Annotated in this window: 12 protein-coding genes and 1 other RNA gene; 3 read left to right on the top strand and 10 right to left on the bottom strand. The window is 34.6% G+C overall.

Annotated elements, in window-relative coordinates; all coding sequences use genetic code 11:
* Positions 1–244 precede the first annotated feature (244 nt).
* Genes MJG50_RS18565 through MJG50_RS18555 form a run of 3 tightly spaced genes read left to right on the top strand, consistent with a single transcriptional unit; the run spans position 245 to position 2,577 of the window.
* Positions 245–400 (top strand): cytochrome c oxidase subunit 2A, encoded by a 156-nt coding sequence (locus MJG50_RS18565; RefSeq protein WP_240257261.1) that lies wholly within the window; start codon positions 245–247, stop codon positions 398–400.
* 54 nt (positions 401–454) lie between these two features.
* Entirely contained in the window at positions 455–925 is a 471-nt protein-coding gene (locus MJG50_RS18560; RefSeq protein ID WP_240257260.1) for a cytochrome c oxidase subunit II, read from the top strand.
* Positions 925–2,577, top strand: a complete 1,653-nt coding sequence (locus MJG50_RS18555) for a b(o/a)3-type cytochrome-c oxidase subunit 1 (RefSeq protein WP_240257259.1) — start codon at positions 925–927, stop codon at positions 2,575–2,577. The genes MJG50_RS18560 and MJG50_RS18555 overlap by 1 nt, the downstream gene beginning before the upstream one ends.
* A gap of 42 nt (positions 2,578–2,619) precedes the next feature.
* Here the strand turns inward: MJG50_RS18555 and MJG50_RS18550 are convergent, their stop codons facing one another.
* The 10 genes from MJG50_RS18550 to MJG50_RS18505 form a co-directional block, all read right to left on the bottom strand.
* Positions 2,620–4,140, bottom strand: coding sequence for a carboxypeptidase M32 (locus MJG50_RS18550; RefSeq protein ID WP_240257258.1), 1,521 nt, complete (start codon positions 4,138–4,140; stop codon positions 2,620–2,622).
* Positions 4,141–4,200: 60 nt separating this feature from the next.
* Positions 4,201–6,132, bottom strand: a complete 1,932-nt coding sequence (locus MJG50_RS18545; protein ID WP_240257257.1) for an ATP-dependent DNA helicase — start codon at positions 6,130–6,132, stop codon at positions 4,201–4,203.
* 47 nt (positions 6,133–6,179) lie between these two features.
* Positions 6,180–7,319, bottom strand: a complete 1,140-nt coding sequence (locus MJG50_RS18540; RefSeq protein ID WP_240257256.1) for a THUMP domain-containing class I SAM-dependent RNA methyltransferase — start codon at positions 7,317–7,319, stop codon at positions 6,180–6,182.
* Positions 7,320–7,451: 132 nt separating this feature from the next.
* Positions 7,452–7,849, bottom strand: an RNA gene (gene rnpB, locus MJG50_RS18535) — RNase P RNA component class B.
* A gap of 83 nt (positions 7,850–7,932) precedes the next feature.
* Positions 7,933–8,238, bottom strand: a complete 306-nt coding sequence (gene gpsB / locus MJG50_RS18530; RefSeq protein WP_240257255.1) for a cell division regulator GpsB — start codon at positions 8,236–8,238, stop codon at positions 7,933–7,935.
* An 87-nt stretch (positions 8,239–8,325) separates the two neighbouring features.
* Positions 8,326–8,883 carry an SLOG family protein gene (locus MJG50_RS18525; protein ID WP_240257288.1) on the bottom strand — a complete coding sequence of 186 codons (558 nt, stop codon included), beginning with the start codon at positions 8,881–8,883 and terminating at the stop codon, positions 8,326–8,328.
* Between the two features lie 154 nt (positions 8,884–9,037).
* Entirely contained in the window at positions 9,038–9,274 is a 237-nt protein-coding gene (locus MJG50_RS18520; protein ID WP_240257254.1) for a spore coat protein, read from the bottom strand.
* Positions 9,275–9,660: 386 nt separating this feature from the next.
* Positions 9,661–10,935, bottom strand: a complete 1,275-nt coding sequence (locus MJG50_RS18515) for a ribonuclease H-like domain-containing protein (protein ID WP_240257253.1) — start codon at positions 10,933–10,935, stop codon at positions 9,661–9,663.
* A 34-nt stretch (positions 10,936–10,969) separates the two neighbouring features.
* A complete protein-coding gene (locus MJG50_RS18510) occupies positions 10,970–13,243 on the bottom strand; it encodes a DEAD/DEAH box helicase (protein ID WP_275695668.1) in 2,274 nt (757 codons plus the stop codon).
* A gap of 147 nt (positions 13,244–13,390) precedes the next feature.
* Positions 13,391–14,038 (bottom strand): phosphatase PAP2 family protein, encoded by a 648-nt coding sequence (locus tag MJG50_RS18505; RefSeq protein ID WP_240257252.1) that lies wholly within the window; start codon positions 14,036–14,038, stop codon positions 13,391–13,393.
* Positions 14,039–14,333: the final 295 nt, after the last annotated feature.

The following is a 14,333-nucleotide window of genomic DNA, read 5'->3' as shown; positions in this document are numbered from 1 at the left end:
TCTTTAAGATATGTTTGCCGTTCATTATCTGACAATAAAACTATGTCACAAATTATTCACATTACCACAACTTTAAATGTGATAAATATCACTGAAATAATGATTTTACACCATTAACATAGTGTTTAGGTGAGGAATGAACAATTTGTGAAATCCAATAAACACGCTGGATTTTGCGTTTTTGTTTTGTATTATGAAATTGTAAATATTGTTTATTCTTACTATGTGAAAGGGGTTGTAAAGAATGCCTAAAACAGAGCTTACAAAAACGAAAACAAAGTCAAAGGTTGAAGATGATCATTCTTCCTTAAAAGGGACACTAGCTTCTGTTTTTATTCTAGGAGCATTCCTAATTGTTTCATGGTTAGGTGTGTATTTTCTATTTTTAGACAGATTGTAAATTTAAAAAAGTGTTTTTGATGAAATTATGTGAGAGTTGAAAGGAGAAAAAGCCATGCATTTCCATAAGTTTGAAAAAATATGGCTAACTTTTGGTATTGGTACGTTAATCGTATTTTTAGCAGTAGTTGGAGTTGGCGCATTTGCGATGGGACACCAACCCGCAAGTAATATTCAAACAATTGACCCTGAAAAAGTGGATCAAACTGCACCATTTGACAACCCAGGTTTAAAACATATCGAAGGCAATAAATATGAATTAAATATAGTTACACAAGCATTTGCTTTTACACCGAGTGAAATAAAAATACCGAAAGGTGCAGAGGTAAAAATTAATGTAACAACAAAAGATGTTGTACATGGTTTTTCTGTAGCTGGCACAAACGTTAACATGATGCTTGAACCAGGTTATATAAGCACTTATACTCAGAAATTTAATAAAACAGGTGAGTTTTTAATTGTATGTAATGAATATTGTGGAGCTGGACACCACTTAATGAGCGCAAAAATTGAGGTGACCGAGTAATGATTAAATCAAATAGTAAAGTAGCACCAAAAGATGCAAAGCTTGCAATGGTACACATTTATGTTGCTTTTATCGCACTTGCACTAGGTGGGACAGCAGGATTACTACAAACTTTAGTACGTTCCGGAAAATATGAACTACCAGCAGGGATTGGCTATTATCAATTATTAACAACACATGGTGTATTATTAGGACTTGTACTTACTACCTTTTTCATTATTGGATTTTTATTCGCATCACTTAGTAAAACAGCTGGCACATTAAGCGATAAAGTTCGTTTATCTGGCTGGATTGGTTTTTGGGTAATGACAATTGGTACAGCTACAACTGCGACAACAATTCTATTAGGAGAGGCATCTGTATTATATACTTTCTATGCCCCGCTACAAGCACATCCAGCATTTTATATTGGATTGGCACTTGTGATTGTTGGTAGTTGGATTAGTGGCTTTGCTATGTTTACTCATTTTGGTAAATGGAAAAAAGCAAACAAAGGTGCTGTTACTCCACTTCTAAGTTATATGGCAATTATGACGATGATTTTATGGTTAGTTTCCACACTTGGAGTAGCAGCAACTGTACTCATTCAATTTATTCCATGGTCATTTGGTTGGGTTGAAACGATTGACGTATTAGTAAGTCGGACACTATTCTGGTATTTTGGACATCCACTCGTTTATTTCTGGCTATTACCAGCTTATATGGCTTGGTATGTAGTGATTCCAAAGATTATTGGTGGAAAAATTTTCTCAGATGCATTAGCAAGACTTTCGTTTATATTATTCTTATTATTCTCAATTCCGGTTGGATTCCATCACCAATTAACAGAACCTGGTATCGATCCAGCATGGAAATATTTACAGGTTGTATTAACCTTCCTAGTTGTAATTCCATCTCTAATGACAGCTTTCTCAATGTTTGCTTCATTTGAAATGTACGGTCGTTCGAAAGGCGCAACAGGTCTCTTCGGTTGGTTTAAAAAATTACCTTGGGGAGATGCTCGTTTCTTTGCACCATTTGTCGGCATGTTAGTATTCATCCCTGCAGGTGCAGGTGGTATTATTAACGCAAGTCATCAAATGAACCAAGTTATTCATAATACGATTTGGGTTACTGGCCATTTTCATTTAACAGTAGCTACAACCGTAATCTTAACGTTCTTTGGGATATCATATTGGTTAATTCCACACTTAACAGGGCGTGTAATGACAAAAGCAATGAACAAATTAGCTATCGTCCAAACAATTGTATGGACAATCGGTATGGCATTTATGTCTACATCAATGCATGCAGCTGGTCTATTAGGAGCACCTAGACGTTCATCATTTTCAACCTATGGTGATGCAGCCCAAGCTCATGAATGGATCCCTTACCAAATCGCACAAGCAATTGGTGGATCAATCCTATTTATCGGGATAATCCTAATCTTGATTATTGTTATCAATCTTGCATTCTTTGCACCAAAAGGTGAAACAGAATTCCCTGTCGGAGAAGTTGCAGATGAGGCAGAAAAGACTCCTAAGCTTTTAGAAAACTGGAAGCTTTGGGTTGGGGTGTTGGCAGTATTGATTTTAATCGCGTATACGATACCATTTATAGATATGATTCAAAATGCCCCTCCTGGTTCAAAAGGATTTAAAAATTTGCTATAATGAAAAAGCTGCTCCGTCTTTTGGAGCAGCTTTTTTGTGTCATTAGGATAATTGATAGATGGCATGATACTTTTCTTCTAAATACTTGATTAGGTGATTAACATTTAATCCCTCTCCAGTTACATCATTTAGAATATCTAAAGGTTTTTTTAGCATTCCATATTGATGGACTTTTTCAGTTAACCACTCTTTAATTGGAATTAGATTCCCCTCTTCCAATAATGAATTGAAGTTAGGTAAGTCTTTTATCATTGCATTCCTTAATTGGGCAGCATACATATAACCTAAAGCATATGAAGGAAAGTAGCCGAAGCTTCCACCAGCCCAATGAACATCTTGAAGAACACCTATTGCATCATTATCAGGTTGTATTCCTAAATACTCTTCATATTTAGCATTCCAAATTTCTGGTAAGTCTTTAACTTCTATTTCATCATTGAAAAGACCCTTCTCAATTTCATATCTTACCATTACATGTAGTGGATACGTTAACTCATCTGCATCAATTCTTATAAGTGATGGTTTTGATTCATTGATTGCCTTGTAGAAATCCTCTACAGAAACATGATCAAATTGGCCGTCAGAATGTTGCTTCAATAAGTCATAATAACGACTCCAAAAAGAATGGCTGCGCCCAACAATATTCTCATAAAATAGTGACTGTGATTCATGGATACCTGTTGATGTACCCATACAAAGATTTGTTCCAACTAAATCAGCTGAAATATTTTGTTCATATAAAGCATGTCCACCCTCATGAATTGTACCAAAAATTGCAGGTCTAAAATCTAATTCATTATAATTTGTTGTTACACGTACATCCCCTGGATTTAATGAAATTTCAAACGGATGTACAGTTTCATCAAGACGGCCTGCATCAAAGTCATAGCCCATTTCCTTTAATAAGGCCACACTTAACTCACGTTGCTTCTCTTTTGGAAACTTTTCATATAAAAATGATGTAACTGGTTTGTGTTGTGACTCTGAAATTGCTTTAACTAGTGGAACGATTTTTTCTCTAAGCTGTCCAAAAACAGTGTCTAGTATTTCTACTGTCATCCCTGGTTCATACATATCAAGTAATGTATTATATTTATTACCTTCATAGCCCCAATACTCTAGGAATTTTTTACTAGTGGTAACTAGTTTTTCTAAGTATGGCTGGAACATTTTGAAATCGGACTTTTCCTTCGCTTCTTCCCAAACAGATTCAGCCTTTGATTGTAAAATTACAAATTCCTTAAACTCGGCTGCTGGAATTTTTTTATTACGTTCATAATCTTTCTTACATTCCTCAACAGCTTTCTTTGTTATCTCACTTATGACTTTTTCAGCTTCAACATTTGTAAGCTCTTCAATATAAACTGCCATTTCATCAGAGGTTGACATATGAAAGACTTCAGAAGATAACATACCGATCACTTCAGATCTTTGTTCAATCCCTTTTTTAGGTGCTCCTGTTCTTAAATCCCAGTGCATAAGCCCAATCGCTTCATTATAACTAGTCATTTTTTTCAGATATTGTAAAAACTCTTGTTCAACATTTTGAATGTCCTTAGTCATGGTTATCCTCCTAAAAAAATATATTCCTATAATACTTCAACAAAAAAAGGGAAATTCCTTTTAGTTGGACAATTTCTTTGACGGTAAGATATTTTTTATTTTATCAAAACAAGAGTTTTCAAGATTTTCTTCTAATAAAATGCTGATTCGTCCGCGATCATTATTTGTACGGATCAATCTACCTATCCCTTGTCTAAGTCGTAATAGCATATATGGTACATCAACCATCCAAAAGGAGTTCTCTACATCTTTACGCTTCGCTTGAAATACGGGATCATTCGGTGGAAATGGCAGTGACCAGATAATCACATTAGATAGTGATGGACCGGGGATATCTAGTCCTTCCCATAATGAAACTGCACATAATATACTATTTTCATTATTTTGAAATCTGGAAACTAATTGACTAATTTCTTGATCTCCTTCAAATAGAAATTCAAAATCCGATTGGCATTCACATTCTTTTTTAAATTTAATGAGTTCTTCCTTCGTATTAAATAATAGTAAAGCTCTTCCATCTGTTTTCTTGATTTCCTCAAAAACATATTTTACCTTTTTATCGAACGATTGATTTACTGAAAATATAGGCAATTGAATGTGCATTTGTTCATCATAATCAAATGGTGATTCCACTGAGAAGGATTGAAAATTTGTTATCCCTAAACTACTAGCAATGTAATCAAATGATTTATTCTCTGATAATGTTGCTGAAGAAAAAATAAAAGGGATTTTTTTCGAAAATACTTTTGTACCGAGAATGTCCTCAACTGCATGTGGCATGATAACCAATGTACTACTATCATCAACAATTTCTACCCATGCAATTGAATCATTTCTTTCTATTAAAAGCTTTAATGAAAACTCCATCTGATCAAGATATTCATCAACAATATTCAATTCATAATGGTCGATTGTATATGTTTCACTTTCAAAAACCAAAGCCTCTCCAATTTTGTCAAGCATATTATACAAACGATTAGCTTCATTCAGTAATCCAGACGTGAAGTTAATATCGAATCGATCTGATCCCTCTACTTTTTGACAATGTTTTTTTAATTGAGAAAAGAATAGCTCATTTTGCTCAATAGTTGATTCTATTAATAGAGCAAATTCCTCACGAATATCATTTTCCAATAATCTTGTAAGTAATGATTCAAGCGTAGATTCCTTCGTTCTATATGTAAGTGCCTTTTGCGCTGAAAATTCTAATAAATGGCCTTCATCAAATACGACACAGCTACTCTCCGGTAAAAATGGTAGCTGTCCTTCTCTTTTTCTTGCTTCCATTGTCCACACATGCTCCATGTAGAAATCATGGGAGCAAATAATTAAATCTACGGCCTTTCGATAAAAGTCTCTTGATAGTGTTTGTCCACACCGATGGCGCATATCACATGAGAAGCAATCCTGAAAAGAATCCCAAGAAATTAACTTCCATTCCTCATCCGTTAAATTAGGATATGTTTTACGATCTCCATAATGATGAAATGTTTGCAATGTAGAATGATTGGTTACAAAACTCGGTAAACTCTCATAAATTTCAGCAATATTTTCTGTTTGTGAAGAACGGTTAACATCATCTAATTTTCTTAAGCAAAGATATTGATCCTGGGCTTTTGCTAAGCGTACATCAATATTTAAATCTAGTGCCTCCGCAATTTTTGCAATATCTCCTTCTGGCTTAACAAGCTGCTCGATTAAGGATTCATCTGCACAGGAAATAATTGCTGGCTTCCCAATGTATCTTGCATAGCATATTGCATAAATAAGATATACAATCGTCTTTCCTGTTCCAACTCCTGCCTCAGCAAAAACAATTGACTTTTCTTTAAATGCCCTTTCGAGTTGAAAAGCCATAAATATCTGTTCATCCCTTAGTTCAAATCCTTTTTCAGGAAGAATATCGTAAAAAACGTCCCCAATCCAGTCATTTAGTTTATTAAAAAAATTATCATTTTTAGTTACATTAAAAGGAAGCTTTTCTCTTATCATTTTATAGTCCTCCAACAAGCTAATCTTTCACTTCTGTTTATGAACTGTTATTTTCTTGGTGGACGTTTTCCCCAGAATTGATAATAATCTGTGCGAATAAATCCATTAAATAATTTTCGTTTTTTTGTTGCAGGTTTTCCATAAAACTTCTCAAATTCGGGGTGTGAAGTAAGCATATAAACTGACCATGTTTCATGCTCTCTAAAAGCATCGCCCATTTGTTTATACATCATTTCTACTTCCTTCTTCTCTCCCAATCGTTCTCCATATGGTGGGTTACCAATGATTACACCATTTTCTTTTGTTGTTGTGAAATCCTTAACCTGCATTTGTTTAAAATTAATAATCCCACCTAAGCCAGCTTCTTCAGCATTTTCTTGAGCAATTTTGATCATTCTATGATCGATGTCAAATCCACCTATATCAATTGGCTGATCATATTTTGCTAAGTCTTCAACCTCTTGTCTTGCCTCATTCCAATTTTTCTTCCCTATCCAATCCCAGTCCTCTGATGCGAAGTCTCGATTAAATCCCGGTGCAATATTTTGACCTATTAATGCTGCTTCAATCGGAATTGTTCCTGATCCACAAAACGGATCAATAAAAGGACGATCTGCTGTCCAGTTTGTAAGCTTAATTAAAGTAGCCGCAAGTGTTTCCTTTAATGGCGCTTCCCCCTGTCCTGCCCGATATCCTCGTTTGTGAAGTCCGACTCCACTACAGTCAATTGTTAATGTGGCCACATCTTTAAGAAGAGCCACTTCAATTCGAAATAAGGGGCCATTTTCTTCAAACCAGCCACTCGATTTTCGATAATGTTTTCTAAGACTTTCAACCACTGCTTTCTTAACAATACTTTGGCAATCTGACACACTAAATAATGTAGATTTTATCGATTTACCAATGACCGGAAATTCGGCATTTTCAGGAATATACTCTCCCCAATGGATTGCTTTTGTCTTTTCAAAAAGTTCATCAAATGTTGTCGCTTTAAACTCAGCAATTTTTAGCTTCACCCGATCCGCTGTACGGAGCCATAGATTACTTCGACATATCGCCTTCTCATCTGCTTCAAATGTTACCTTGCCGTTATCAACCGTACATTCATATCCAAGATCCTGTACCTCTTTAGCAACAACAGCTTCAATCCCCATTGCAGCTGTTGCAATTAACGTTATTTTTCCCACTCCATTCACCCTTACCATATAAAAAGTTGTCGTATCTACAAGAATAAATAATATGTAATCATAAAGCAAATACAAAAGCTCTCCATGATGGAGAGCTCTATACGTATGTCTTATTATTGTTCATCAATAACGTTCTGTAAGCCATGTTTTGTTCCAGCGTACTTCAAGCGGCTTAAGCCTCGTACACTAGTGGTAATCATCTGTCTACAGATGAATTTCATCATCTGTCCTTCTCATCGTTCATTTCCTTAGAGAAAGTGCCCCTACCATTGTTTGGGTTTCTCGCTCGAGGGGTTTACCGCGTTCCACTCTTGTAATTTCTTACAAGACTACGTCACTGTGGCACTTTAAAGGTAGTCAAACCATATCCCCTAAAGGACTTAGGTTTTTTCCCTGCCGTTAGCCCAGTATACACCAGACTACCCTAGCTTATTTTTTGGCTAGGCACGAACACTACGGACATCTCAGTCCGTGCGAGCATGGACTTTCCTCTACAAAGTATAAAAACTTTGCAGCGATTACCCGAACGTTATTAATGCGTGCAAATGATAGTATAATAAATTTCAAAATAAAATGCAACTATTTCTGACTGTAAACTTTTAACATTTTAAAATCAGTCAAAGAGTTTACTTCCGAAAACATGCTTTTCTAGATTTGATAAACGTTTTAAAATATCAAAATTTGTAGTGCCTGTTTGAGCTTGTGGTTGTGGCTGCTTTTTAAATGATTCATCCAATTGACGTTTTAATCTAGTATTTTCATGTTGTAATTCTTCAATCTCTTGATGTAATATTTCGTAATCCTTAATTATAACATCTAAGAATTTATCAACCTCTTCTTGCTTATAGCCTTTCATTCCTGTTTTGAATTCTTTCTCAAGAATATCTTTCGCTGTTAATTTAATTTTATCTGATAACATATTCTTCACCTCGATACACTTTCCCCATTATTCCTACTCTATTTTTTCAGAAATTTCATGTATTGTCAATTTAACATTAACTTTTTTCTACATATCGCCATTTTTGAATTGTTCCTCTTCAACAATCATTTGTAAATCATAAGAATCAATTGTATATATTGCATAGTCGCTATTTTCACTTCGTTTTTTAGCTTCAGCATACATGTACTGCGGACTTCCAGCCTTTTCTTCTTCATACATAATTAATAACGCGTCACTTTTATCAAGAAAAAAAGTATTCTTCAATCGAAATTGAACTGGATTATCATATTTCCTATTCGTTATACTATTTACATAATCTGCTTGGGATAATATGAATTCGTAATACTCTCTGCTTTCTTCTTTCCACTTTTCCTCTTGTCCTAAAAAAGGGGTAAAGACGCCAAGTTTCAATTCAGGGTAGAACTCTTGTAGTTCAATGGTAACTTCAGCAGCCCAAAGTTCTACACCCAATTGGCCACTAATAATTACCCATTCAAGACCATCTTCCAAAAAGGATATTAAATTTTTTCTTAGTGCTGCCTTTATATAGCCAACAGCTGGATGATTATGACCAAATATTCCAAGTTCAAAAGGTTTATAACCTGTTACTGCAACTATCTTAATCACGGTTTGCTCCTTATTAACATTCATGTACAAATATTAGATTCATGCTATATGTAAAACAGGAACCTGTAATAGTTCCTGTTTGAATTAATTGTTAATTCTTTTCACACTTTTATTAAACACACAAAAAACTTACACTAATTGTCTAGTCATTTTACCTTCCAAAGAAGGGACCTGGTGGTCTTCCACCACAGTTAAAATGTTGATTTGAAACTTCATTTGCAACAGATTCAGTGTGTGGGAAATAGTGCATATGCTGATACATATGATGATTTACATTAGTTGTGTGTGATGGATGAATATGTGGAACAATCGTCTTACAGCAATGATGCTGCACACAGCATTTTGTTGGATGAACAATCGGTTGCATTACATTGGGTCTACAATTCATTTTTTTATCTCCTTTCCTTCATCTGCCTTTCCTTAATAGCCTATGAAGGAAGGGTGATACATGTACTAATGTAAACACCTATTTTTCTATATGAAGTTAAAAAAGTCTAAAAAAGATCCAACTGTTTGAACAAATACTTTATTATAATAAAGCATAAGAGCCGTCTCGAATACTAGACAAGATGAAAACAATTAAACAAATAACTACGAAATATAACCATAGTATTTTTTTATACACGTAAACTCTCTCCAATTAAAATAATAAACTCTGCATTTACAAGTAATCATTTTACATGGTATTACATAGTTCTACAATAACAAATGAAGGAAGTTCAAAAAATTCATATAATCGACAAATTTTTTATCGAAATATCGCTGATTATGCGCTTACCCGGGGAATATTTCCTTCTCTTTTTGAAATTTCCTTTCCAACCGATTCAATCTTTTTACAAAGTCAACTTCTTCTTTTTTCTTCCTTTCACCCTTCTGGTTTTTCCAGTATTCAAATGAAGAAGAAGCAAAACTAAGTGCCTTTTTAAAATCCTTAACACGATGTTCATAATGCTTTGATAATTCAATTCCTGAGATGACTTTCTCACCTTCAAATCCTATTTCAAATATTTCATGAAATAAATGGATCGATTCATCCACTTTATTCTGTTTCTTATATAGAAAAGCAAGCGCTAATTTTGCTTTCATTACATCTAGTTCGTTATGTTCAGCAACCTGTTCGTACAGGCTTTCTGCTTTTTTTGTTTCACCTAATGTATCAAGCCATTTTGCGACCTCAAATTGTTCGGAAATATTATCGTTTGATTCCGACTGGAGAATGATCCCAGAAAGATGTATATACAATGAGATCAACGATAGAATATCAATCTCATTATGTTGTAAGATTCCAAATATCCCTTCAGGATCTTGATTATCAAGATAATCAAAATAAAGAATTGGAGCTAAAAATCCAGGAACATCTCCTACTCTCTTTATCCCTAAAATCTCTTTTTCCACATTCGCTAATCTAACAGATTCAAGTTTGTTCTTCCATAGTCTTCTTGAAGCATGATACAAATCAAAATGACCAAATTCAGGAAGTTTTGGAATCGCATCTCTTATTAGAGTATGCCTTGTTTTAACTTGTGGCCAATCAAATGCTTTCCCGTTGTACGTAACAAGTGTTTTATAGTCTACAATTGATAAAAAACTTTGATATAAAGCAACTTCAGCTCCAGGATTAGGTAAAAAGTGTTGTTTTAAAATGATTCGATCTTTTTGAACTCGTGCATGACCAAGTAAAAAAATCGTATTTCCTGCCCCACCACCAAGTCCTGTCGTTTCCGTATCAAAGAAGAAAAGATCAGACATTTTGTGGCCATTTGTCGATAAAGGATGATTCAACCCTTGTGAATTCCACATATCCACTACATTTGCTAATTTTGAAAATGGATATATCCCATGTTGATAATCAAGAGGGTAATCAACTGTTCTAACAAAGCAAAATGAGCCATCAAAATAAAAAGGTTCTGCTCCAAATGAACGCCACTTTTCAAGAAATGGAATCTCATGATCTTTCATTGATGTATGAATAAGTTTTTTGTTAAATGCAGTATCCACTTCTTTAACAATATGATTTTTATAACGATTCAATTTCCCCTTAATTGACATAAGCGCTCTCCTAACTAGCCTATTGATAAAGGTTTTAACCAAGTCTCAACTTAGTGATAAGATTTAGAGCATCAAGTTTTGCATTCACGTGTATAACATCTGTCCCAATACATGAAGGACAGCCAGATTCACACGAGCATTTATGGATCATCTGTTCTGCCTCAAATAATATCCGTTCCATCAGATCATACACCTTTTCACAAAGTCCTATTCCTCCAGGATATCTATCATATAAAAAGATTGTAGGTTGCTCGTTATGTGTCGCCTTAACCTGTGGGACAACATGGAGGTCTGATGGATCACACATCGTTAATAAAGGGGCTACATGTCTTATAACATTTGCCACACCAATTAATCCTTCTTCAATCCTATGCTTACTTAAACCCTCTATTTCATTCATTTTAAAGGATATCCATGTAGAAGAGGTATGAAGTTCCGCTTCAGGTAAGTGGATTGGACCAGAGCCAATATTTTCATGGGTTTCAAATTTAATTTTTTTAAATATTGTAGCCATCGCCTGTACTGTAACATCCCCAAAACCAATCTCTACCGAGTCCAATGATTTTAACTTATCAATCTCTAACACTCTTAATTGAACCGCTAAATTAGCATCTGTGAAATAATCAACTTCTACCTCACGCACATATGCCTTTTTTTCCTCCCAATCAAGTTTTTCCACTTGATATTGAACACCTTGATGGAGATAGATTGCCTCTTCATGTAAGAGTGTCATTGAACTAAATCGATCCATCTCACCAATTACCTTTACTGCAGCAATATTTGTTTGGTCAATGATTACGACATTTTCCTGTGATGCCGAACGTAAGCTAATGTTATGTGCTGGAAAAGAATCATTCATCCAATACCATTTATCACCAGAATAATGGAGGACTCTTTCTTCCGTTAAAAATTCCAATATATCTTCAAGCTCCAATTCACCAAAGGTGTCTCCTTGCTTAAATGGTAATTCATATGCTGCACATTTAATATGGTCAACCAAAATCACAAGATTATTTGGATTAATTCTTGCAGTTTCTGGATTACGGCTAAAGAAGTACTCTGGATTTTGAATCATATATTGATCAAGAGGACTTGAGCTTGCAACCATCACAATAACTGCCTCGCCTTGGCGTCTCCCTGCACGACCCGCTTGTTGCCAAGCACTTGCGATTGTACCTGGATACCCCGTCATAATACATACTTGTAATTGGCCAATATCAACGCCTAGTTCTAAAGCATTTGTACTAACAACTCCATAAATATCACCATTCCTTAAACCTTGTTCGATATCACGGCGCTGTTTTGGTAAATAACCGCCACGGTATCCTCGAATCGACTTAGTGCCTAACTCATTTTTAACTAACTCTTGCAAATAGGTTAATATGATTTCAACTCTCACTCTGCTTCTAGCAAACACAATCGTCTGGATTTTATTTTTTAAAAATTCACTAGCAAGGTTCCTCACTTCTAAAGTTGCACTTCGGCGAATATTAAGTGGCTTATTTACGATAGGAGGATTGTAGAACACAAAGTGCTTTTTACCTGTCGGTGCGCCATTATTATCAATTAGTGTTACTGACTCACCTGTTAATTGCTCAGCTAGTTCCTGTGGATTTGCAATCGTTGCTGATGTACACATAAAAACAGGATTACTCCCATAAAAAGCACAAATTCGCTTCAATCTTCGAATAACATTAGCCACATGGCTTCCAAAAACCCCACGATATGTGTGAAGCTCATCAACGACAATATATTTTAGATTTTCGAATAATGAAACCCATTTCGTATGATGTGGCAATATCGCAGAATGAAGCATATCTGGATTAGTGATAACAATATGTCCTGCTTTTCTTACCTTTTGGCGTATATTTGCGGAAGTATCTCCATCATACGTATAGCTATTAATTTGGACATCCATTTCCTCGATAATCTCATTTAATTCACTCTTTTGGTCTTGTGCAAGCGCTTTTGTCGGGAACAGATATAGTGCTCGACTTTCGTTATTTTCAACAATTGTTTGTAAAACCGGAAGATTGTAACAAAGTGTTTTCCCTGATGCTGTCGGTGTAACAGCAACATAACTCGCACCATCTCTAGCAACTTCATAGGCCAACTTTTGATGAGTATATAACGAGGAAATACCTCTTTTTTTTAATGCCACTTTTAACCTGTTATCTACTGAACTAGGTATTTCTGCTTCTATAGCAGGTTTTCCCTCAATTGTATGCCAATGAACAATATTCTTTGAATACTGTGGAGTTTGCTTTAATAATGTAATAAGTTCATGTACGTTTTTACGTCCGATCATCATAACTCACCTCTAGTTTCTACTACCTATTTTATCGAATAAACGTTCGTTTTAAAAGAGATAAATACAAAAAGTATTTGGTAGATTCCAGGGATTAAAGCAAAAAAAGACAAGAGCTACTTTTTATGCTCCTGTCTTTTATATAAGTTATTTTTCTTCTACGTAAACAGTCTTCATCTTCCTACTAACCCTAAATGTAATGAGTTCAAATGCGATTCCGTAAAGAAAGGTCACTAGTAACATTGATCCAATCATGTCAAATATCACATGTTGTTTCACGAACAATGTTGAAAGGATAATTAAAGATCCAATTACATGAATACTAATTGTATTTAAAATATGTTTATTTTTGATGTTAATCGAAGCTAGCATAATCACAAATGTTGTTAACACATGGATACTAGGAAAACAATTATACGGCTGATCATTTGAATAAATCCATTGAACTAGCATTGTTAGAAAACCATCACCAGATAGAGTAGGTCTTGGTACTGTTGTTTGGAAGAAATAATAAATGACAAAACATACAAGCTCACCCATGGTAATCAGGATAAGTGATTTTATAAAAACCGTTGTATCTTTAAAACAAAAGTAGATTAAATAACAAAATATATATGCATACCAAATTATATAAGGAATGATAAAAATCGGTAAAAATGGAATTGCTTGATCGAATGTAGTGGAAATATCTACAGCATTATTAGCTCTATTATTTAATAACGTATAGATGATGGCAAGTAGAGGTATTACCAGTAAGAATAATAAATATGGAGCTTTTTTAATATATTTTTTCAAAATGTACCCCTTCCCCATTTTAAATATTTTTATCTATTAAAATAGCAATCTAGAATTTTGTCGAAACATGTATTATATTAACATATATTAATTTTAAATAATAGTTTTTAATTTAATTGGACATTATTACAAATTAAAAACACCATTACTCAGTAATGGTGCCAGATTGTCGACAAAAGGCATCGAGAGGATTCCCTCTCGGTGTCTCTTGTCAATTTGGGATGGAATTGCGATTAAAAAACGTTGATTTCCGCTCCAGGTGTTTGCTTTCCGGGGGGCGTTCGCCGAGCCTCCT

Source organism: Fredinandcohnia quinoae, assembly GCF_022427965.1.
Taxonomy (GTDB): Bacteria; Bacillota; Bacilli; order Bacillales; family Bacillaceae_L; genus Ferdinandcohnia; species Ferdinandcohnia quinoae.
The sequence above is the reverse complement of the archived record's forward strand: the minus strand, read 5'-3'. Positions and strand labels throughout refer to the sequence as shown.

Bases quoted from the DNA above. Each gene is read 5' to 3' on its own strand.
- MJG50_RS18560 (WP_240257260.1), top strand. From the start codon at position 455: ATGCATTTCCATAAGTTTGAAAAAATATGGCTAACTTTTGGTATTGGT.
- gpsB (WP_240257255.1), bottom strand. From the start codon at position 8,238: ATGTTATCAGATAAAATTAAATTAACAGCGAAAGATATTCTTGAGAAA.
- MJG50_RS18515 (WP_240257253.1), bottom strand. From the start codon at position 10,935: ATGTCAATTAAGGGGAAATTGAATCGTTATAAAAATCATATTGTTAAA.
- MJG50_RS18510 (WP_275695668.1), bottom strand. From the start codon at position 13,243: ATGATCGGACGTAAAAACGTACATGAACTTATTACATTATTAAAGCAA.
- MJG50_RS18545 (WP_240257257.1), bottom strand. From the start codon at position 6,132: ATGATAAGAGAAAAGCTTCCTTTTAATGTAACTAAAAATGATAATTTT.
- MJG50_RS18565 (WP_240257261.1), top strand. From the start codon at position 245: ATGCCTAAAACAGAGCTTACAAAAACGAAAACAAAGTCAAAGGTTGAA.
- MJG50_RS18520 (WP_240257254.1), bottom strand. From the start codon at position 9,274: ATGAATTGTAGACCCAATGTAATGCAACCGATTGTTCATCCAACAAAA.
- MJG50_RS18550 (WP_240257258.1), bottom strand. From the start codon at position 4,140: ATGACTAAGGACATTCAAAATGTTGAACAAGAGTTTTTACAATATCTG.
- MJG50_RS18555 (WP_240257259.1), top strand. From the start codon at position 925: ATGATTAAATCAAATAGTAAAGTAGCACCAAAAGATGCAAAGCTTGCA.